Genomic DNA, 19854 nt, shown 5'->3' with positions numbered 1-19854 from the left:
CAGGCGTTGCGGAACCTGTCATGACGCTCGAAATTGCGCGCAAGTTTGTTGACCTCGGCGTCGATATCCTTCTCGTACCAGCCCCCTACACCGTCCCTTGCTTCCAAGAAGCAGACCTGCGCGCCATCGTAGACTTTGTACGATCCCACAACGTAGGCAAGTCAATTGAAGAGAAGGTTCTCGTCATGGCGGCGAACGGGACGAGTCAAGACTCCTGCGACAGCGAGACCATTAAGAAAATAGGCCTTGCAGCAAAAGCAGCCGGCGCTGACCTCCAACATATCGGGGACTCCATGAACGGTATTTGCCTGCCCCAGAATATCTTCACGCTCGGACAAGCCCTTCGTGGATACAGGCATCAGATCGTCATGCTGAGCCGCTCTGTGATACGTTAAGGTTACCTTGCCCACGTTACATCCCGACTGAGGCAACCATCAGGTATAACCAACATGCAAACTGAGGCTCTAATGCTCGATACACACGAAAAACGGCCACTCTATTTACAGCTCACCGACGCGCTGCTCAAGCAGATCGTCGATGAATATCAAGCAGACGATAAACTTCCAACAGAAATGGAACTCTGCGACGAATACGCCGTAAGCAGAACAACCGTCCGACTTGCCATGAGTGAGCTGGAGCGTCGTGGAAGTATCTATCGAATCCAAGGTAAGGGATCGTTTGTTGCACCGAAACGCGTTAGCGAGCTCAATTCACTTTTAGACTTTGACTTTGCAAGCCACTGCGATGGCGTTGATCCGGATGCCATCACCAAACATTTCGGCGGCCTCACATCAGGTCGTCCAATTTCCGTAATGATGCTCCAACAATTTGGATGTCAAAGTCGCGATGAAATTCAGCGTCTTGAATTGACCTACGAACTTGAAGGCAGCTTCATAGGCGCTGATACGTTCTTCATTTCAAAGTCGCGCGTTCCGAATAACCAGTTAGATTTTCAGGCATTTAGCAGAATCATGGACGACTTGTCCAAGTCTATCCAATCTGTTAGGGAAAGCTATAGAGCACGTCAGCTTAGCGATTCCGAAGCCAGTAATTATGGTGTTGCAAAACTTCCGGTCATCGAACTGACTCATTATGCTTACGACTCCGGAGGCAAACTAATCTCAATTGTCTGCCGCACCGTCTTAACTGGGCGGGTCCCTTATCAAAACTTTATTTTCAAGTCCTAATGTTCTTTTTCTTTTGTCTCGATCTGTAACACGTAGCCGAGTTTTTAAGTCCTAACCGTTACAGATCGAGACAAACAAGGTAGACCACGCCGAATTGTCTCAATCTGTAACACTAAGACCGGTTTTGGACGTCTAGATGTTACAGATTGAGATGAATGCACAGGTCAATCCTCTCAATCTCAATCTGTAACAACTAGCTGAATTTTTCGGTCCTAGCTGTTACAGATCGAGACAAACGGAATAGGCCGAGCCAAAAATCTCGATCTGTAACATTTGACTCGCTTTTGGCCGCCTAGATATCACAGGTTGAGACAATTTGATAGTGGAGTCCTCATTTGCGCGTCATATCGCGTAGCGCTGACGCGCTGGTTTCCACAATGACAGGAGGTAAAAGTCCTCCCGAATCGCCTGTTGGCAATCCCGTAGCTTTAGCTAGCAAATGACCTGCGTATGCTCCTCGATGGCGGCACGATCTTCGGCGGCGATGCCCGGTTCGCACACCACGGCGTCCAGGCTGTCCAAGCGGCAGAAGGTGTAGAAGTCGCGCTTGCCGATCTTGCTGGAGTCGGCGATCAGATAGCGCGAGTCGGCCTTGCTAAAGGCGAGCTGCTGGATGCGGCCCTCTTCCATGTTGGATGTGGACACGTCGCCGTCCAGAATGCCGTTTGCGCCGATAAAGGCTGCGTCGATCCCCAGTGCGCGCAAGGTGTCCTCGGCCGTAGGGCCCACAAAGGCGGCGGTGCGGCGGCGGTACACGCCGCCCACCAGGCACAGTTCGCAGTCTTCACGCGCCTCGAGCAGGTTAAACACCGAAAGCGAATTGGTCACAATGCGCAGGCGAAACGCCGGCAGCATCGAGGCCATCTGCTCAACCGTGGTGCCCGTGCCCAAAAAGATGGTCGAGCCTTCCTCGATAAGCTCCACAGAACGGCGCGCAATCTGCAACTTTTCCTCGGCATGCTTCGTGCGCTTTTCGCTGTGCGAATACTCATGGCGCAGCATAGCGTGTGGACGGCCCTGCGCACTGCGGGCTCCGCCGTGCACGCGCTCGATCTCGCCCAGGCTCGCAAGCTCCTCAAGATCACGGCGGATCGTCATATCCGAGACACCTAACGCATCCGAAATCTCCTTGACCGAAACCGTTCCCTGTTCCTCGAGCAGCTGCCGAACCTTATCCTGTCGCTCCGCTTTAATCACGATGAGTCCTCGCTGTTCCACGCTCACGTCAATTCAAACAATAACGAACAAATTGTATCAGACTCGCGCGCGTCAGAAATGAACGCCCGCACAGCTCCAATCATCACTTTTTTGAGAAAAATACCCCCTGCTTTAGTGGGGTGTAGTGATAATCTCGCCTGTTCGCGCTACAGTTTGTCCGAAATACCTCGATGTTAGGAACCAAATGATCACTTCCGAGCTTTTCGGCACCGCGCCGTGCGGTACCCCCGTTCATCGTTACACCCTCAACGGGCCCGAGATCTGCGTTCGCATTATGGACTATGGCGCCACCGTGCTCGGTATCGATGTGCCCGACATTCCCGGCAACGTGCGCGATGTGGTGCTGGGCTTCGATAAGCTCGAGGATTACTTTGACAACCCCGCCTGCTTTGGCGCGACCATCGGCCCCGTGGCAAACCGCACCGCGGGCGCCACGATCACCATCGCCGGCACGGACTGGCATATGCCGGCCAACGAAGGCGTCAACAACCTGCACAGCGATCTTGAGCATGGTCTGCACAAGCGCGTGTGGGATGTTGAGCTCGACGAGGTCCATAACGCCGTGCGCATGACCATCTCGCTTGAGGACGGTGAGCTGGGCCTGCCCGGCAACCGCACCTTTACGGCCGTGTTTACCGTGACACGCACCGGCCGCTTCCGTATCGAATACGGCTGCGAGAGCGACCGCGCCACCTACGTGTCCATGACCAACCACACGTACTTTAACCTTGCCGGCCATAACGCCGGCATGGACTGCGAGCACTTCTTTGTTGCTAACGCTGCCCACTACCTGCCCATCAACGAGCAGAATATCCCCACCGGAGAGATCGCTCCGGTCGAGGGCACGCCGTTTGACTTCCGTGAGCTGCGCCCCGTCGCGCCCGGCATGGAAGCCGACGACCCGCAGATTAAGCAGGCCCGTGGCTACGACCACTGCCTGTGCATCGATGGCTATCAGTACGGCCGTAATCTGCGCCGCGCGATGCACGTCGAGGAGATGTGGACCGGCCGTGAGCTGGACTATTACACCACTGCCCCAGGCGTGCAGCTCTACACCGGCAACTGGCTGGGCGACGAACACGCCAAAGCCGATGCCAACTATAGCTGGGGCGCCGGCTTTGCCCTCGAGGCAGAGATGTACCCCGACACGCCGCACCAGCCGCTGTTCCCGCAGGGCATTGTGGGCCCGGGTCACCCATACAGCAATGTGATCGAATACCACTTTATGAGGCACTAGGCCCACAACGCGACATATTGCACAGCAACGCCCGCCGGCACCACCGCCGACGGGCGCTTTGCTACCTAGTCATTGGGGACGTTCTTAAATGACTAGTTGGATGGGGTCGGGATTGGAGCTGGGGAGATAGCGGATTTCTAGTTCTATGCCGAGCTTTTGCAGCTCTTTGAAGGCGGCGACATCTTCGCCGTCTACGGCGACTGCGGGCGTTATGGGGTGCTTGCCCTCCCCTGCCTGCATATGGCCAATGCTGATCTTGGTGATCGGCACGCCACCCTTAACCAGCGCGAGTGCATCGGCGGGTGAGGCCACCATGATCAGAATCAATTGGCGCGGCGTTGCGGTATGAATGATGTCGATGGCCCTTTGCACCGAGAAAAACCGTGTCCACACGCCCTCGGGCACCGCGACCCTCATAGGCGCCCACTTGCGCGAATCCGCCGCAATCTCGTCGTTAACGATCAGGACGAGGTTGGAACCAACCGCCTCATTCCACAGCTCAACGTCTTGCCCGTAAATAAACCGGTCATCGATACGTGTAAGAAGGATCCTGGGTTGAGCCATGGCAGCCCCATTCTGTTTGAGACCCATAAGAGCAAGACTTCGCGTTTCCAATATTAGTGCATTTAAAGTGAGAAAAGCCGTCAGAACACTTGCGCGGATGTGCGATGTCCCGTATCATAGACAGCCGTTGACGCCTCAGTTGCGTCACCACATGGCCGCCAGCGTAGCTCAGTTGGTAGAGCACCGCTCTCGTAAAGCGGGGGTCACCGGTTCGAGCCCGGTCGCTGGCTCCATTACACAAGATAGCCGCCTTCGGGCGGCTTTTTTGTTGCCGATTTCTGGCGAACATCCGCCAATCCAAGCACAACGCCGCCGGCAACTCCCCTACTCAACGAAAAGCCCCGCCAACCGCAATCCTCAAAGGAACCGCGATCAGCGGGGCTTAAACGCCTCCCCAAGGGGAATCACGCTAGCTCACGAGCAGCGCGCTACTCTTCCCAGTAAGCGTCTGCAAGCAGCTTAAAGCAGATCTTCTTGACCGGCTGTGCGCCATCGCCCGGAAACTCGAGCGTGGGCATGTGAGGCTCGCCGGCAACGAACAGTGCAAACTTGTCGTCAGCAAGATCGCCGGCGATCGAAGCGTCGGAATCGACCAGATCGTAGTCGTCCTTCTCGTCAAACTCCTGGACCAGCGTCAGGCTGCCCGTGGCAACCTTAAAGGCCTCACGGCCCTCGACGTCAATCTGCAAGTCGTGATAGCGCTGATGCGTCTCGTAGTGGGCCTCGGCCTCGGGACGCGTCGTGGGAGCCATGACGTTCGCAAAGACCTTGTCGCCCAGAATCGGATGGCTGCCGACCTCGAGCTGCGCCGGATCGTTCTCCTCGAGCCAATCGATCAACACGTCGAGGCCCTTGAGCATTCCGCGGTACTCCTCGATATCGCCCAATGCACCGTAAATCATCTAAATCCCCTCTCGGATCGCTTCTTTGGCGGCTACTCGGCAAACGCGTTACCGACGCTGTTGCCACCCACATACGTCTCGACCAGGGTAAGGTCGGGATTGAACACGACAACGTCGGCGTCGCGCCCCGACATAATGCTATCGCACTTGTCGTCGACATGAGCTAGCAATCGATGCCGGGGCCGACGCCCAAGCCCTTACAGCTCGGTCACGACAACGCCGTTGTAGACCTCGTCCCAACGATCCATAACCAAGTGGCCAGTCATGGGATCCATGGCGTTGAGCTTGCCGCAGGTGTTGGCGGTACGCAGCACCGTCTCGTCGTCTGCGCCAGCAGCAATGGCATGCGCGAAGCCTGCGATAGTGGAGTCACCAGAGCCCGTGGCGTTAACGGCAGGGATATCGGGCGTCTTTGCGCGGAATGCACGGCCGTTGTGGAAGCCAACGGAGCCGGCAGCACCCATGGACACGACGACCCAGGGGATATCGGAGAAGCGGGCATCAGAGGCGAGCGCGGCGCGGAGCTCGTCCACATCGTCGGTGGTAAAGCTCGTGCCCAGAAGGCCGTTGATCTCGGTCAGGTTGGGCTTGACCAGCTCGGGCTTAATTTCGGACTTGAGCGCCGCCTCGAGCGAAGCACCCGAGGTATCGAGCAGCACCTTGGCTCCGGCGTTCTCTGCAATGCCCGTGATCTTGGCATAGTAGTCTGCCTCGACACCGCGGGGCAGCGAACCCGAAATGGTGACGACGTCGGCCTTGCCCGCAAGCTCGGTAAACTTGGCGGTAAAGGCATCGAGCTCCTCGGGGGCAATTGTCGGGCCACTCTCGAGCAACTCGGTCTGGTTGCCAGCATGAAGGATATTGAGACAGATGCGAGTCTCGCCCTTGATGGGCACAAAGTCGTTGTTAATACCGTTGGCGTCCATGAGCTCAGCCATGTAGGCGCCCATGTGGCCGCCGAGCAGACCGGTTGCCACAACGTCGTCGCCCAGCTGACCCAGCACACGGGCCACGTTGAGGCCCTTGCCGCCGGCGGTCTTTTCGGGCGTCACGCGGTTGACGTCGTCGATAACGAGCTCGTCGAGCTGATAGCGCGTATCGACAGACGGGTTCATCGTAACGGTGAGGATCATTTTTAGCTCCTTATCTCGCAGGCTCCTTGTGCCTCGCGATACGAGTCGACAAAACGGAATTACAGGATCTCAATCGTGAACGAGCGAACGACGGTCTCCTTGGGCTTGGCGACAAGGCAGCCGCGCTTATGCTCAAGCACGTCATCCTCATCGGAACAGGTCGAGAGGCCGCCCCAGGGTTCAACTGCCACAAAATCACCCTCGGGCTTGCTCCACACAATGAGGTACGGGAAGCCCTCAAAGCTCAGGCGAACGCCCTTGTCCTCGCCCTTTTTGGAAAGCGTGACCTGACGGCTCTCGAGCACGTCAAAGATGGTCTCCGCAAAATCGAAGAGCTCATGCGACAAAGGCAGCGTCTTTCCCACCATGGGGTTCTTGGAGCGCCTGTCCACATCAATTAATCCGGTCGAGGGAACGGCGGTGCAGAGCTCCGCAGCCTCGTCTTTCTCAAAACGCAACTCGTAGTCCGTATAGGACTCACCCTCGTCGAGCGGACACCTAAAGCCGGGGTGTCCACCGATAAAGAACGGCATGTCCTCGGTGCCCTCGTTGGTAACCTCATAGGAGACACGCACGGCGGCGTCCTCGAGCGTATAGCGGGCGACAAGTTTAAACGGATACGGATAATCGCTCAGCAGCGCGGCGTTATCCTCGGATGCCAGGCACATAGCCAGCTCGTTTGTGCTTTGGCTCAACAGCTTCCACTCCTGCTTGCGCGCAAAGCCGTGGCGGGCGAGCTTCACATGATGTCCGGCAAACGTCATGGCGCTGTTATCGCGCAAACCTCCGCAAATCGGGAAGCAAATCGGTGCCTGGCCGGACCACACGGCGGGATCGCCCTGCCACAAGTACTCGCGACCTCCAGCCTCAATCGAGGTAAACGAGCCGCCGGCCGTGGAGACCTTGATAGAAATCGAATCGTTGGAGAGAGCGTATTCCATTGTCCATCCTTTCGAACAACTGCTTTTTGCTCGCAAGAACCCGTCTCGGCCCTGACCAAAGGACAAACCCGCACGTTCATCGATGCGTCCGGTTTCCCAGGCATGCAACGGGGTACCATACAGACATTGATGCAATTACAGCTGAAAGGCCTTCTTATGCGAACCATCATCCTTTATGCCTCACGCCACCACGGCAATACGAAAAAGCTCGTGGACGCCATCGTTGAGGCACACCCCGAAATCGATACCCTCGACGTGAAGTCACTCGGTAAAAACGAGTACCCCGACCTGCACGAATACCATCTGATCGGTGTCGCCACGGGCATCTATTACTCCGAGATCGACAAAGATATGGCGCGCGTGCTCACTAACGTGCTGCAGCCGCAGGACAAGGTGTTTGGCCTTATGACCTACGGTGGCAAAAACAAGTGGTACGGCAAGGATATCGATGGCATCTGCCGCATGAGGCAGGCCATCTTTATGGGCGTCTACGGCTGTCCCGGCTTTGATACGTGGGGGCCGTTCAAACTCACCGGCGGTGTCCAGAAGGGGCACCCAACTGCCGAAGAGATTAAGGGAGCTGTCGATTTCTTCGACAAAATCGAAGATGAGTACGGCGATATCATCGTCGAAGAGTATGCCAAGCGCGAGAAGCGTCTAGCATACGAAAAGGAGCATCCCGCGGGGGGTCTTGTGGCCGGCGTCAAGCGCACGGCAAAGAAGATCGCTAACAAGCTGTAACTGTTAAGGTGCTTTTGAGCGTTTAACCCATACGGCGGGTCCGAGCAGATTCGGGCCCGCCGTCTTTTTCTATCGTTACTCGGTAAAGGCGTTGCCGACGCTCTGGCCGCCAACATACGTCTCGACGAGGGTGAGCTCATGGTCGAACACGACAAAGTCGGCGTCGCGACCCGGCATGATACTGCCGCACTTATCCTCGATGTACGCGGAGCGTGCCGGCACTTCAGTTGCCATGCGAATGGCGATATCGGCGCTGGCGATGCCCCAGTCGACGATGTTCTTGACGCCCTGGGCAAGCGTGAGCACCGAGCCGGCAATGCTCTTGCCGTCGGCGAGCCAGCACAGGTTGTCCTTCATAATGACGTCCATGCCACCACTGGTGTAGCTGCCCTCGGGCATGCCGCCGCAACCCAGGCAGTCGGTGATGAGCACCGTGTGCTGCCAGCCCTTTGCCTGCAGCAGCGCCTTGATGGCGGCAGGGTTTACGTGCTTGCCGTCACAGATGATCTCGGCGTAGGTCTCGGGCGTGGACATGGCAGCGCCCACGACACCGGGCTCACGGTGATGCAGCCCGCGCTGGCCGTTATAGGTATGCGTAAAGCAGCTGGCACCGGCGTTGATGGCGGCGATGCACTCATCGTAGGTGGCGTCGGAGTGACCGATGCTGGTCACCACACCCTTGGCGTTCAGAGCAGCCGCATAAGCAGCGGCACCGTCGCGCTCGGCCGCCATGGCGCTCTTAACGATGCGACCGCCCGCAGCCTCCTGCCACTGATCGAAGACCTCCTCGGAGGGATCGATAAGATAAGCGGGGTTCTGCGCACCCACGTGCTTCATAGTAAAGAAGGGGCCCTCCAGGTAGATGCCCTGAATGCGAGCACCGCAGAAGTCGGGGCCGCGGCCCTCGTCCGCCTTGGCGATAGCGGCGCAGGCGTCCTTGATCTGCTCGACGCCATCGGTGAACGTCGTGGGCAGCCAGCTGGTGGTACCGCGACGGGCGAGCTCGGCCGAGCTGATATCGATGCCCTCGGGATCGTTATCGGTAGTTGAGTGGTTGTAGAAGCCATGGATGTGAGTATCGACCATACCCGGTGCGATCCACGATCCCGTGTAGTCCTTAATCTCGCAAGAGGGCTCGTCGGCCTGCCAGGCGCCAAAGACGCCATCCTCGACCATAAGATAGCCGCCCAGTTGCGGGCCTGCCGGCAAGAAGAACTTGTCAGCCTTAATTGCGTACGTGCTCATATGCACTCCTCGCTTCTAAAGCAGTTGACTGTGGTGATGCTTATACCCAGCTCACGTAAAACAAAAAGCGCCCGCCCGCCGTTATGAGCGGACGGGCGCCCTTACAGGGGGACGCGATTAAGCGGTGAAGGGGTGAATCGTCACGCCCTTAACCACGCGGTTGACCGTGCCAGTGGGGCTCGGCGTGTCGGGCGTGTTGCCCACGCGCACGGAGTTGAGCAGGCTGATAGCCTGGGCAAACATCACGAACGGCAGAGCAAGGTAGCCCTCGGGAAGTGCCTCGTAGCCCTTAAAGGTGAAGGACTCGCCCTCGTAGACGGTGGCACCTTCCTGCTGAACGGCGATGGTGTGCTGAGCGATTTCGTCGCCACCGATCTCGTTGAGGATGTCGATGTCGTACTGACGGGTGTAGGCGTCGTTGTTGACGAACACGAAGACGAGCGTCTTATCGTCGACGAAGGACTTAGGTCCGTGACGATAGCCCATGGAGGTGTCGTAGGAAGTAGCGACCAGACCGTGAGCGAGCTCAAGGATCTTGAGCTGGCTCTCCTGGGCAAGGCCACCGAAGGAGCCAGAACCCAAGTAGGTCACGCGGTTGAAGTCGCCAGCCAGGTAATCGGCGATCTCGGGCTCACGGGAGATGACCTCCTCGCCCATCTTGGCGATGGTCTCGACCCACTCGGCCTTCTGCTCGTCAGAGGCAGTGTCAAAAATAAGGGTGGAGAGCAGGGTCATGCAGGAATAAGAACCGGTCATGGCGAAGCCCTTGTCGTTGGCGCGCGGAATGAGCAGCGTCAGCGCGTTGGGATCATCGGCAGACTCGACGGCGAGCTTGCCCTCGGGAGCGCAGGTGATGTTGAGGAACTTGACGTTGTGGACGAGCTCCTTGGCAACGGCAACGGCGGCAAGGCTCTCGGGGCTGTTGCCAGAGCGGGCAAAGGAAACCACGAGCGTGGGATCCTCGGCGCGTAGGAAGTCGCGCGGGGCGCTCACGATGTCGGTCGTGGCGATGGGCTTAAAGTCGTAGAGATCAGTGTTGCCAGCGTGACGCAGGTACGGGGCGCAGGTATCGCCAACGTAGTCGGACGTACCGGCACCGGTGAAGACAACGGACAGACGGCCCTCGCCCATAGCGCGAGCCTCGGCCAGGAAGGCCTCGATGGCCTCCTTGTTCTCGCGATAGATGTTGAGCGTATCACGCCAAAGCTCGGGCTGCTGAGCAATCTCGGCCGTGGTGATCTGGGCGCCGAGCTCGGTGAGCTCCTCGACACTCTTCTCGAACATTTCTAATACCTCTCTCTAGAAGTAATCCTCTGACGTGCAATTATACACTTCAGTTGGTTATCTGGTAGTAACCAGTTAAATGCAAAGAATCATCATATGGATACGATGCGAACACTAGTCGCTACGCTGGTGGTAAACCTTGTATTTAAACTGATCGGCACGAGCAACCGAGAGTGTATACTCCACAACCTCGTTTGACTCGTTATACGTAGTCCTGACCAAATCGAGCACAGGCGAGCCCTCGACAATTCCCAAAAGGTGGGCGTCGGTGGGACGGGCTATGCTCGCATAGAACTCCTCTTCGGCCACGCGTATCTTTTGCTGAAAGTCTTGCTCAATCACATCGTAAAGCGGCTTACGCTCCAGCAGCGGTCGCTTTAGGGACAAAAATTGACGAACTGGTAGATAGCTGCGTTCGACCATCATGGGCATGTTGTCGGCAGAACGAAGGCGCTTAAGCTTAAAAATGCGATCACCTATACGCAATCCCATATGCTCGGCCAGATTTTTATCGGCCTCCATCTCGCAAAACTCGAGAATCGTGGTCTCGGGGTCGCGACCCATCGCGCGCATCTGCTCGGTAAAGCTGTAGGACTGCATAAGATTGGTTGCCTTTGCCGAACGGTCGGTCACAAAGGTACCGCGACCGTGCTGCCGAACCACCAGTCCTAAACGCTCCAGTTCCTGCAGAGCCAGGCGTACCGTAGTACGCGAGAGACCATAGCGCTCCGAAAGTTCGCGCTCGGAAGGAATCATGTCACCGGCGCGATATTCATGGTCGATCTTTTCGGTCAGAATATCGACCAGCTGATCGTACAGCGGTTGCTTACGCGCTCCGATCGCCATCCTATCCTCCCTTTTGCTCGAATTCGGCTAGCTACCTAGGGTGCTTAGCATTATCTGTCTGCCACACCCGAATCATCAAGAAAACAAAAGCCGCGCGCTCTTTCGAGCACGCGGCTTTTAACATACACATGGCTTAAGGGGTCGGGGTGTGAGCCGCGTAGGGACACACCCCTCAAGCTAGAGCCTTACCAGATGCTCGGCCAGAGACCAAGCGGGCCAGCGCCCAGGATGCCAAGGACGAAGAGCAGGAGAATGCCCTTGGTCGGGGTCCAGCTGTGCTTAGCGAACATGTAGTAAAGCAGCAGCGTAAGCATAAGCGGGACAAGCTTCGGGACGATGGTGTTGAGGGTGTCGGCAACAGAGAAGTTGACCGGATCCTCGGTAACGGTGCCGTAGGTAACGGACTCCATGCCGTTGCCCAGATCGGTGACGCCGCACTCGACAGGGTTGCCGTCGGCATCGGTGGCGGTGAGGGCGTCGCCGTCCTCATTAGTCATGGCGATGGTACCGGCCTCAGCGGTCTCGGTATCGATGCCCTCCATACCGGTGAAGTTCTCGGCCTCCTTCTCGGAGACGATCACGGTAGTAGCGGAGAGGCCACGGGTGGTGCCGTTGGGGATCTGGAGGTTGATCTGGGTGCCACCCATGGTGACGACCAGGCAACCGACGACGAAGACGCCCATGATGGAAGCGGCACGCGTAAAGGCCTGCATGTTGGCGGTCAAAGCGTCAATAGCGCTGGTGCCAAGCTTGTAGGACCAGTTCATGAGCCAGAAGCGCAGAGCGAACTGGACGGCGTTGAAGATCACCAGGAAGATGATCGGCGCAGCGGCGTTGCCGTTGATGGCCATGTTGGAGGTGATGCCGGCCGTGATAGGCACGAGCGTCAGCCAGAACAGGGCGTCACCGATACCACCGAGCGGGCCCATTGCGGCGACGCGGACGGCGCGGATCGTGGGGATGTCAACCTTGTTCTGCTCGAGCGAAAGCACGATGCCCATAACAAAGGTGACGAGGAACGGGTGGGTGTTGAAGAACTCCAGGTTGTGGCTCATGGAAGCCGCGAGGTCGTTCTTGTTGGTGTGGATCTTCTCCAGACCGGGGATGATGGAGTAAAGCCAGCCAGCGGCCTGCATGCGCTCGTAGTTGAACGATGCCTGCAGGAAGCAGGAGCGCCAAGCCATCTTGTTGAGGGTCTTCTGGTCGAGCTGCGGAGCAGGAGTGAGATCCTCGTAGTGCTCCGGGATCACATACTCATTAGATGCCATCTTCGAAGTCACCTCCGTCAGAAACAGCTGCACCCTTCAGCTCGGTCTGCTGCTGGAAGTCCCAGAAAGCGATGCCGAAGCCGATGAGAGCGAGGATGAGCAGAGCAGGGGTTGCCAGCGAATCGTTGGCAACGGTGATGAGCGCGAGGCCAAAGCCCATGAGGAAGAAGCCCCACATATCGCGGTTCATCATAACCTTGAGCAGGACGGCGAAGCCGACGAAGCGCATCATGCCGCCTGCAGCGGACAGACCGGTCTGCAGCCAAGTCGGGATGGCGGAAGCGATGGTCTGACCGATGGTAGCGCCAGCGATGAAGAACAGGGTGACGACGACAGCGAAGATCAGGCCAAGCAGAGCCATGGCGAAGTAGTTCAGGCGCTCGATGCCCTTGGTGTCCGCGTTGTGAGCCATGTTATCGGCCGTGGACATAAGCGGGGACATAAGCGTGAAGACCAGGGTAACGCCAAGCTGGCCAAGCAGAGCGAACGGAATGGCGAGGCCGACTGCCGCGTTGGGCTCGAGGCCCGTGGCGATAGCGAGAATGGCTGCCATGATGCCGCCGATGACGGCGTTAGGCGGCTGAGCGCCTCCGATCGGCATGTTGCCGATCGTCATGAGCTGATAGGTACCACCCACGAGAAGACCGGTGTTGAGGTCGCCAAGGATAAGACCGATGACGGCGCCGGTGACGATGGGCTGATAGAGAGACTCGAGGAAGTCAAACTGGTCGATTGCCGCGATGAACGTGACGACGAAGACCAGAGCGATCTGGATGATCGAGTATTCCATCTTGCTCCTCCTTTCAAAATGAATGTACGCACTTTGGATATCACGTACAGAACGTCAGGGTTTCACTCCTGACAACGTGGATCACGAGGATTACGAGAAGAGCTTGCTCGTGTCCTCAACAGGCGTGCTTGGAACGCGCCTGATCTCCAACTCCACCCCCAATTCCTGCAGCTCTTTAAACGCAGCGACATCCTCGTCGTTAACTGCGACGGAGGTGGCGACTTGGCGCTTTCCTTCCGACATGTGCATGTTGCCGATGTTTACCTTCTTTATAGGCACACCGCCCTTGACGAGCGTAAGCACGTCTTCCGGTGTTTCGGCCACGATGAAGATCTTCTGGCGCGGGCTCGCCTTACCAATGACGTCGATGGTCTTCTGCAGGGAGAAGAAACGCGTAGCGACGCCGGCGGGAGCGGCCATCTTCATGAGGTTCTGGCGCATGGTGTTGGACGCCACGTCGTCGTTGGCGACGAGGATGAGGTTGGAGCCCAGGGTGGAGTTCCACTGGGTGGCAACCTGACCATGAACCAGTCGGTTATCGATGCGGGTAAGAAGAATGTTGGGTTCTGCCATGTTGATCAGCTTCCTTTCGATATTTGCTGACGATAGTTACTTGATCTCCTGAATCGCGTAACGCGAAACATCTACGACGGCTCCGGATCGGACTTTGATCTGGACCTTCTCGCCTTCGATGCCTTTGACGGTTCCGTAGATACCGCCGGCGAAAAGAACCTCCTGACCCGGCTTGAGCTCGGTGTGCAGCTCCTTGAAGTACTTCTGCTTCTTCTTCATGTTGATTTGCGACCAGATGGTGTAAATCAAGCCCATGATGACAAGCAGGCCTAAAAGGGCGACCGAGGAGCTCAGGACGTTGGCTCCGAAATCGGCCATTAGATGCCGTCCTCGTCGCCGAAGATATCCTCTTCCTCGGAGCCGGCAACGGATGCGACCGTCTGGGCGGTGATGCCCGTCTGGCCAACGGTCACGGCCTGCTCGCCAAGCTCGGCGAGCGTGGCATTGCCGCGGAGGAACAGAAGCTCAATAACCATGGGAAGGTTGGTGCCAGTCAGAACCTCGACGTTATCGACATCCTGAGCAATCATCATCGACTGGTTGAACGGGGTACCACCGAGCAAGTCGGTAAAGACGAGCACGCCATCGCACTCCTCGCGCATGGCGGTAATAGCGGCGCGGAGATCCTCACCGTAGGATGCGGCCTGGTCGCCCTCAAAAGGAACGACGGTAAAAGCAGGCTGGTCGCCGGCAACCATAGCGATAGCGCTTGCAAGGCCGGGTGCGAACTGTCCATGACCGGTAAGAATAAAGCCAACCATTCAAATTTCCCTTCCGAAGGTGTGTACGATCTGAGTCCGATGATTTTCGGAAGCCAGCGGGCACTCGCCCTTAAAGCTTCTTAGAAAGCGTTCTTTGAAGACCAGTGGTTTCTAAACTGGTAGTAACCACGTGACGTGTTGTTGTCACTATATCACCACAGAGGAGGTCGCTTTCGTTGATTCATACGGTAAAACGTTTTTGCACCGCTCACGGTGATAAATCGACCGTTTACCGGTCGTTAACACTTCTACCTGCGGTTTTGAAACCGTTTCGAAATGCTTTGGCAAAAAAATCGGATCTTTTCCTGTGTCTAAACAACGCAGGGCGGCTAAAAAAAGCGTGTAGAAAAATTGCAGGTCATTGTGAAGATATGTGAATTGGTCTTTTTGACTTAATACCAGTTAGAACCAGTTTTGAGATTATCGGTGAACGGTAGTTTTCGACCGTTCACCGGTTACTTGCAATCGTTTGCAGTTGTTTTCCCAGATGAATTAGGGGAACCCGATGGAGCGCTTGTGCGGGCGCGAGGCCTACCCCAGTGGTTTCGGTAACAAAAAAGCCCGCTAGAACGTTGTCCGTTCTAGCGGGCTTAATCAGGTGATCGGTTAGCGCGCAGTAGTGCAGGCAAGCCTTACGCAAACAGGCCGTAGATGCTGATGTTGGCCTTGGCATAGAGGCCGTTAGCATACTCGGTCCACTTGGAGCTGGCGCTCGAAGCCTGCGAGGAATACTGCTGGTAGGCGGTGTAATAGGCGGTCATGGCCTGCTTGTAGGTGGCGCTATCGGCCGTAAAGGCATCATCGGCAAAGGCCTTGGCATAGGTGCCGTCGGCATCCTTCCAAGTGCCCTTTGAGCTATCCCACTCGTCGCCGGCAAGGTTGATGATGTAATCGGCATAATCCTTGCTCGCGGTGTCCTCGTTGCCGTCAGAAGGCTCGGTCGGAGCAGTCGGCATGCTTGCGGAGCTATCGCCCACCTTCTTCTTGTAGAGCTTCTGCAGCGTCGCGGACTGGCGGACGATCTGCTTGGCCTGGTCCTTGGACACGCCATACTGCGTGGCCATGGTCTTGTAGTCCGAAGTGCCGATGGAATCCTCGGCGTACTTCTTCATCTCCTTGGAAGAGACGGTAATGCCCTCGTCCTCGGCAGCATCGAGCAGAATCTTGTTGCGCACGTAGGACAGAATGACGTCGGCAGAGGGAGCGGTGTAGTTGCCATCGCCATCCTTGACGGTGTCGAGGCTGTACTGGCTCTCAATGGCCTCGCGCGCGGTGATGTCGCTCTTCTTGCCGTTGTAGCTGTAGCTTGCCACGGTCGAATCGAGCTGGTCCTCGGTGAGGGTCGCCGAGCCGACGCCCTTGCCGCCAAAACCACCGTTGCCGATAAAGAAGCCGACCACAGCAGCGATCACGATAGCGACCACAAAGGCGGCAATCATCGTCTTCTTGTGCCTGGATGCATGGTCGTCTTCGTCGGAGTCATCGTCCTCGTCCTGTTCCTCGGGCATGAGGTTCTCGTCGGCGGCGTCCGCGGCGATCTTTGCCTCCAGGCGAGCGTCCTCCTCCTCGGCCGTCGTACCGGCAGCAATGTGCTCGGCAGACGTACCGGCGACCAGATCGATCTTCTCCTCCTCATCACCGTCGGGGCCTTCGCCGCGCTCGATGATCTGGATGCCGTCGATCTCGTCCTTCTCGTCCTTCTTTTGAATCAGACCCATATCAGCTACTCCTTGTTAGGAAACATAGTCCGCAATAGAATACGCCCGACAGAGCGCCGGGCGTATTGATTCTCAGGTTATACGCAAACACTTAAGTACTATTTAGGCGTTTGCAGTCTGCATGCCTTAGGCCAGGTGCGCGATAACGGCATCGGCAAAGGCCTGCGTGCCCACAGCGCCCTCAACGGAGCCGGTCTGGGCACGACGAACGTCGCCGGTAACCTGCTCACCCTCGTCGAGCGTGGCAGAAACGGCGGCGCGAATGCGATTGGCAGCGTCGTTCTCGCCCAGGTGATCGAGCATCATCGCAGCAGAGAGGATCTCGGCCGTGGGGTTGGCGATATCCTTGTCCGCGATATCGGGTGCGGAGCCATGCGTGGCCTCAAAGATGGCGCAGTCGGCACCGATATTGGAGCCGGGGGCCATACCCAAGCCGCCCACCAGGCCGGCGCACAGGTCGCTCACAATGTCACCGTACAGGTTGGGCAGCACCAGGACATCGAAGTCGTTGGGGTTCTGGACCAGGCCCATGCAGGTGGCGTCGACAATCTTGTCGTTGAACTCGATATCGGGATAGTTGGCGGCCACCTCGCGCGCAACGCGCAGGAACAGGCCATCGGTCGCCTTCATGATGTTGGCCTTATGCACGGCCGTCACCTTTTTGCGGCCGCAGCGGCGGGCGTACTCAAAAGCGTACTCCACAATGCGGCGGCTCTTGGCGATGGAAATCGGCTTGATTGAGATGGCGGAATCCGCGGCGAAGGTCTTCTGGCCCGAGCGCTCGACGAGCTGCGAGAGCTCCTCGACCTCGGCAGCGCCCTCATCGAACTCGATGCCGGCATAGAGGTCCTCGGTGTTCTCGCGCACGATAACCAGGTCGACGTCGCGGAAGCGCGAGCCGTCGCCCGGCTGCGACAGGCAGGGGCGCACGCAGGCGTACAGGTCAAAATGCTTGCGCAGGGCGACGTTAACGCTGCGGAAACCCGTGCCGACCGGCGTGGTGATGGGGCCCTTGATAGCAACCTTGGTCTCGGCGACCGCATCGAGCACATGTTGGGGCAGCGGCGTGCCAAACTCGTCCATGACGCCGGCACCGGCCTCCTGGACGTTCCAGTTGATCTGGACACCAGTGGCCTCGACCACGCGGCGCATAGCCTGCGTAATCTCGGGACCGATACCGTCACCAGGAATCAGGACTACATCGTGCGCCATAATCTGTTACTCCTCGTCTTCGGCGTCGTCAGATTTTTTTACGCTAGCACGCTTCTTCTTTTTGGAGAGATCCAGGCCAAAACGTTTAACAAGCATTTCGCAAATCTCGCTCGAACGGGCCTTGAGATAGCTACCCTTGCCGTTCTCGGCATCGAACTTAAGGCGCAGCGCGAGCTTCTCGGCGACCTCGGCGTCAATCTCGCCCCGGCCAAACTCGTACAGGCAACCGAGCATGTCGCGATACTCGAGGTCGCCGTGGTAGCACTGGATGGCCTCGTCCAGGATGGGCCAAGCCTCGCGCGAACGCTCGACGCTCGTGGCGCCCCACACGCACAGCAGGCGGAAGGCGGCATAGCGCAGCGTGGACGAAATCTCATCGAACAGCGCGGTCTCGGCGCCCTCAAAGGCATCGCCCAGCTGCTCGGGGCAGGTGGTGGCGAGCGCCGCCAGGGCATCGAGAGCCTCCCAGCGGGTCTGAGCCTCGGGGCGGTCGAGCGCCTCGATCAGCGCGGGCACGCAGGGCACGACGCGCTGCGGATCGCGCTCGGCAAGCAGGCGCAGCACGCGGGCGGCAAACTGACGGATGCGGCGCGTGGGGCAGCCGAGCTCCTGGACCAGGCGGTCGACGGCGTTCTCGTTCTCCTCTGCCAGCTGGAGCTGTGCCAGCTCCTCGTCGGTGAGCTGTTCGTCTTTGTTTTCTGCCATAGTTACCTCTTTTTACTATTTCTTAGCGTGCTTGTCAGCACCCTTGCTGTCATCGGTGACCGAGATGAGCTGTCGGTCGGCCGCGCCATTGCGACGCGCACGGCGGCGCTCCTCGGCATCGCCCGCGTCGGCGGCGGCGCGGTGAGCCTTGTTAACGTTAAAGACCTCGTCGTGTTTGCGCCACGGACCGACGGACTCGCCAAAGCTCATCTTAAGGCCGGCGATAAAGCCGCCGAGCCAGCCGATCGGCGCAAACTGCACCAGCGGGAACAGCGAGAACACCCAGGTCAGCAGGATGACTGCCGCCGCTCCCGCAAAGTTGGCAATCCAGTAGTCGCGCTTGGTGATGACGCGCTTTTCGCACGCCCACTGGCCGCACAAAAAGCCAATGTAGATCGCGAAGAGAAAGAGCACCAGCGCAAGCACCACGAACGTCCAGCTCATGGGCGCTACTCCCCGTGATGGTGGCCGCAGCAGCACTCGTGGCCATCATCATGGCCGTGGCCGCCGCAGCACTCGTGGTCCTCGCCATGGTGGTGGCCGCAACCGCACTCATGGTCGTCGCCGTGCTCGCCGCAACCGCAGCCGTCCTCGTGAGCACCGTGCTCTTCGGGACGATACTGCGACCAGTCCAGACCGGCGGCGATGGCGTCGGCCTCCTCCTTATAGAGGACCGTGATGGCCTGGGTGCCCAGCTTGGCACCACCGATGGCATCGAGCATGTCGTAGAGCGTAAAGGCCACGTCGGCGCCGGGCAGCGCAAGCTCGCGATCGTCGGCATAGGCGAGCGCCAAGCGCAGGTCCTTGATGAAGTGCTCGACCATAAAGCCGGGCTTGTAGTCGCCGTCGAGCGCCTTGGTAGCCAGGCTCTCCATGGCGCCGGACTTGCCGGTACCGCCCAGGATCATCTGGCGGGTCTTCTCCAGATCAAGGCCGCTCAGCTCGGCAAATGCCATGGCGTCTGCCATGCCGACCATGCAGGCGCCCAGCGACACCTGGTTGGCGAGCTTGGCAGCCTGGCCCTTGCCGGCGCCGTCGAAGCAGCAGATGTTGGCCGCAAAGGTGGCAAGGATGTCGCGGACCGGCGCGATGTCGTTCTCGGTAGCGCCCACGATAGCCGTGAGCGTACCGGCGATAGCGCCCGACTCGCCGCCGGTGACGGGGCAGTCAAACGCCATGCGACCAGAAACCTGGGCGGCCTCGGCAATGTCACGGGCAAGCTCGGGCGAGCTCGTGGTGAGGTCGATCAAGACCGCGCCGGGCTTAGTGCACGCGAGCAGGCCGTCGCCCGCCAGGTAGAGTTCCTCGACCTCGGAGGGATAGCCCACCATGGTAAAGACGACATCGGCGTTCGCCGCGGCATCGGCCGGCGTATCTGCCCAGACGGCGCCGCGCTCGATAAGCGCCGCCGCCTTGGACTTGGTGCGGTTGTTGACCGTGACGGGATAGCCGGCGTCCAGAATGTGGCCGGCGATGGGGGCACCCATGATTCCGGTGCCGATGAATGCGACGGAGAGCTTGTTTGCCAT

General features: G+C 58.3%; 22 protein-coding genes and 1 tRNA gene. 5 read left to right on the top strand and 18 right to left on the bottom strand.

Annotated features, from left to right (window positions below; all coding sequences use genetic code 11):
- Together ABHR63_RS04355 and ABHR63_RS04350 are read left to right on the top strand one after the other, a co-directional pair.
- Positions 1-395 (top strand): DUF7916 family protein (locus ABHR63_RS04355; RefSeq protein ID WP_488192555.1); only part of this gene is annotated, 395 nt, incomplete at its 5' end.
- A 72-nt stretch (positions 396-467) separates the two neighbouring features.
- Positions 468-1187 (top strand): GntR family transcriptional regulator, encoded by a 720-nt coding sequence (locus ABHR63_RS04350; protein WP_226802922.1) that lies wholly within the window; start codon positions 468-470, stop codon positions 1185-1187.
- 432 nt (positions 1188-1619) lie between these two features.
- Here ABHR63_RS04350 and ABHR63_RS04345 read toward each other — a convergent pair whose 3' ends face one another.
- Positions 1620-2384, bottom strand: a complete 765-nt coding sequence (locus ABHR63_RS04345; protein ID WP_250787244.1) for a DeoR/GlpR family DNA-binding transcription regulator — start codon at positions 2382-2384, stop codon at positions 1620-1622.
- A 205-nt stretch (positions 2385-2589) separates the two neighbouring features.
- Between ABHR63_RS04345 and ABHR63_RS04340 the strand changes: the two genes are divergently transcribed.
- On the top strand, positions 2590-3642 hold the full coding sequence (locus ABHR63_RS04340) for an aldose epimerase family protein (protein WP_346965000.1): 1053 nt from the start codon (positions 2590-2592) through the stop codon (positions 3640-3642).
- Between the two features lie 84 nt (positions 3643-3726).
- On the opposite strand, the gene ABHR63_RS04335 is transcribed toward ABHR63_RS04340, so the two are convergent.
- Positions 3727-4206: a PTS sugar transporter subunit IIB gene (locus tag ABHR63_RS04335; protein ID WP_346964999.1), complete on the bottom strand. Its 480-nt coding sequence runs from the start codon at positions 4204-4206 to the stop codon at positions 3727-3729.
- Between the two features lie 157 nt (positions 4207-4363).
- On the opposite strand from ABHR63_RS04335, the gene ABHR63_RS04330 reads away from it, so the two are divergent.
- Positions 4364-4439: transfer RNA gene (locus ABHR63_RS04330), tRNA-Thr, on the top strand.
- Between the two features lie 195 nt (positions 4440-4634).
- Here ABHR63_RS04330 and ABHR63_RS04325 read toward each other — a convergent pair.
- The 3 genes from ABHR63_RS04325 to ABHR63_RS04315 all read right to left on the bottom strand — a co-directional run bounded on the left by ABHR63_RS04325 (position 4635) and on the right by ABHR63_RS04315 (position 7182).
- Complete coding sequence (locus ABHR63_RS04325) at positions 4635-5108, bottom strand: NanQ anomerase/TabA/YiaL family protein (RefSeq protein WP_117654927.1); 474 nt, start codon at positions 5106-5108, stop codon at positions 4635-4637.
- A 197-nt stretch (positions 5109-5305) separates the two neighbouring features.
- Entirely contained in the window at positions 5306-6241 is a 936-nt protein-coding gene (locus tag ABHR63_RS04320; protein WP_117756831.1) for a hexose kinase, read from the bottom strand.
- Positions 6242-6300: 59 nt separating this feature from the next.
- A complete protein-coding gene (locus ABHR63_RS04315) occupies positions 6301-7182 on the bottom strand; it encodes an aldose 1-epimerase family protein (RefSeq protein ID WP_346964998.1) in 882 nt (293 codons plus the stop codon).
- Between the two features lie 156 nt (positions 7183-7338).
- Between ABHR63_RS04315 and ABHR63_RS04310 the strand changes: the two genes are divergently transcribed.
- Complete coding sequence (locus ABHR63_RS04310) at positions 7339-7923, top strand: flavodoxin domain-containing protein (RefSeq protein ID WP_118372965.1); 585 nt, start codon at positions 7339-7341, stop codon at positions 7921-7923.
- 75 nt (positions 7924-7998) lie between these two features.
- On the opposite strand, the gene nagA is transcribed toward ABHR63_RS04310, so the two are convergent.
- From nagA to ABHR63_RS04245, 13 genes are all read right to left on the bottom strand, one after another.
- The gene (gene nagA, locus ABHR63_RS04305; RefSeq protein ID WP_346964997.1) at positions 7999-9168 is read right to left on the bottom strand and encodes an N-acetylglucosamine-6-phosphate deacetylase; all 1170 of its coding nucleotides are present in this window, start codon (positions 9166-9168) and stop codon (positions 7999-8001) included.
- Positions 9169-9285: 117 nt separating this feature from the next.
- Complete coding sequence (locus tag ABHR63_RS04300) at positions 9286-10452, bottom strand: AgaS family sugar isomerase (protein WP_035137674.1); 1167 nt, start codon at positions 10450-10452, stop codon at positions 9286-9288.
- A 114-nt stretch (positions 10453-10566) separates the two neighbouring features.
- Positions 10567-11298: a GntR family transcriptional regulator gene (locus ABHR63_RS04295; RefSeq protein ID WP_055310430.1), complete on the bottom strand. Its 732-nt coding sequence runs from the start codon at positions 11296-11298 to the stop codon at positions 10567-10569.
- A 185-nt stretch (positions 11299-11483) separates the two neighbouring features.
- Positions 11484-12566: a PTS system mannose/fructose/sorbose family transporter subunit IID gene (locus ABHR63_RS04290; protein WP_346964996.1), complete on the bottom strand. Its 1083-nt coding sequence runs from the start codon at positions 12564-12566 to the stop codon at positions 11484-11486.
- Positions 12556-13356, bottom strand: a complete 801-nt coding sequence (locus ABHR63_RS04285) for a PTS mannose/fructose/sorbose/N-acetylgalactosamine transporter subunit IIC (RefSeq protein WP_022094610.1) — start codon at positions 13354-13356, stop codon at positions 12556-12558. Before ABHR63_RS04285 ends, ABHR63_RS04290 begins: the two co-directional genes overlap by 11 nt.
- Before the next feature lie 90 nt (positions 13357-13446).
- Positions 13447-13929 carry a PTS N-acetylgalactosamine transporter subunit IIB gene (gene agaV, locus ABHR63_RS04280; protein WP_022094611.1) on the bottom strand — a complete coding sequence of 161 codons (483 nt, stop codon included), beginning with the start codon at positions 13927-13929 and terminating at the stop codon, positions 13447-13449.
- A gap of 36 nt (positions 13930-13965) precedes the next feature.
- Positions 13966-14247 (bottom strand): preprotein translocase subunit YajC, encoded by a 282-nt coding sequence (yajC, locus tag ABHR63_RS04275; RefSeq protein WP_022094612.1) that lies wholly within the window; start codon positions 14245-14247, stop codon positions 13966-13968.
- A complete protein-coding gene (locus ABHR63_RS04270; protein WP_055310428.1) occupies positions 14247-14690 on the bottom strand; it encodes a PTS sugar transporter subunit IIA domain-containing protein in 444 nt (147 codons plus the stop codon). Before ABHR63_RS04270 ends, yajC begins: the two co-directional genes overlap by 1 nt.
- 632 nt (positions 14691-15322) lie before the next feature.
- Entirely contained in the window at positions 15323-16408 is a 1086-nt protein-coding gene (locus ABHR63_RS04265) for a hypothetical protein (protein WP_346964995.1), read from the bottom strand.
- Positions 16409-16534: 126 nt separating this feature from the next.
- Entirely contained in the window at positions 16535-17620 is a 1086-nt protein-coding gene (locus ABHR63_RS04260; protein ID WP_346964994.1) for an isocitrate/isopropylmalate dehydrogenase family protein, read from the bottom strand.
- A gap of 6 nt (positions 17621-17626) precedes the next feature.
- Positions 17627-18325 (bottom strand): hypothetical protein, encoded by a 699-nt coding sequence (locus ABHR63_RS04255; RefSeq protein ID WP_271730389.1) that lies wholly within the window; start codon positions 18323-18325, stop codon positions 17627-17629.
- Positions 18326-18340: 15 nt separating this feature from the next.
- Positions 18341-18769, bottom strand: a complete 429-nt coding sequence (locus tag ABHR63_RS04250; RefSeq protein ID WP_022094617.1) for a hypothetical protein — start codon at positions 18767-18769, stop codon at positions 18341-18343.
- A gap of 5 nt (positions 18770-18774) precedes the next feature.
- A complete protein-coding gene (locus ABHR63_RS04245) occupies positions 18775-19854 on the bottom strand; it encodes an NAD(P)-dependent oxidoreductase (protein ID WP_022094618.1) in 1080 nt (359 codons plus the stop codon).

The organism is Collinsella aerofaciens (assembly GCF_039752775.1).
GTDB lineage: Bacteria > Actinomycetota > Coriobacteriia > Coriobacteriales > Coriobacteriaceae > Collinsella > Collinsella aerofaciens_R.
The sequence above is the reverse complement of the archived record's forward strand: the minus strand, read 5'-3'. Positions and strand labels throughout refer to the sequence as shown.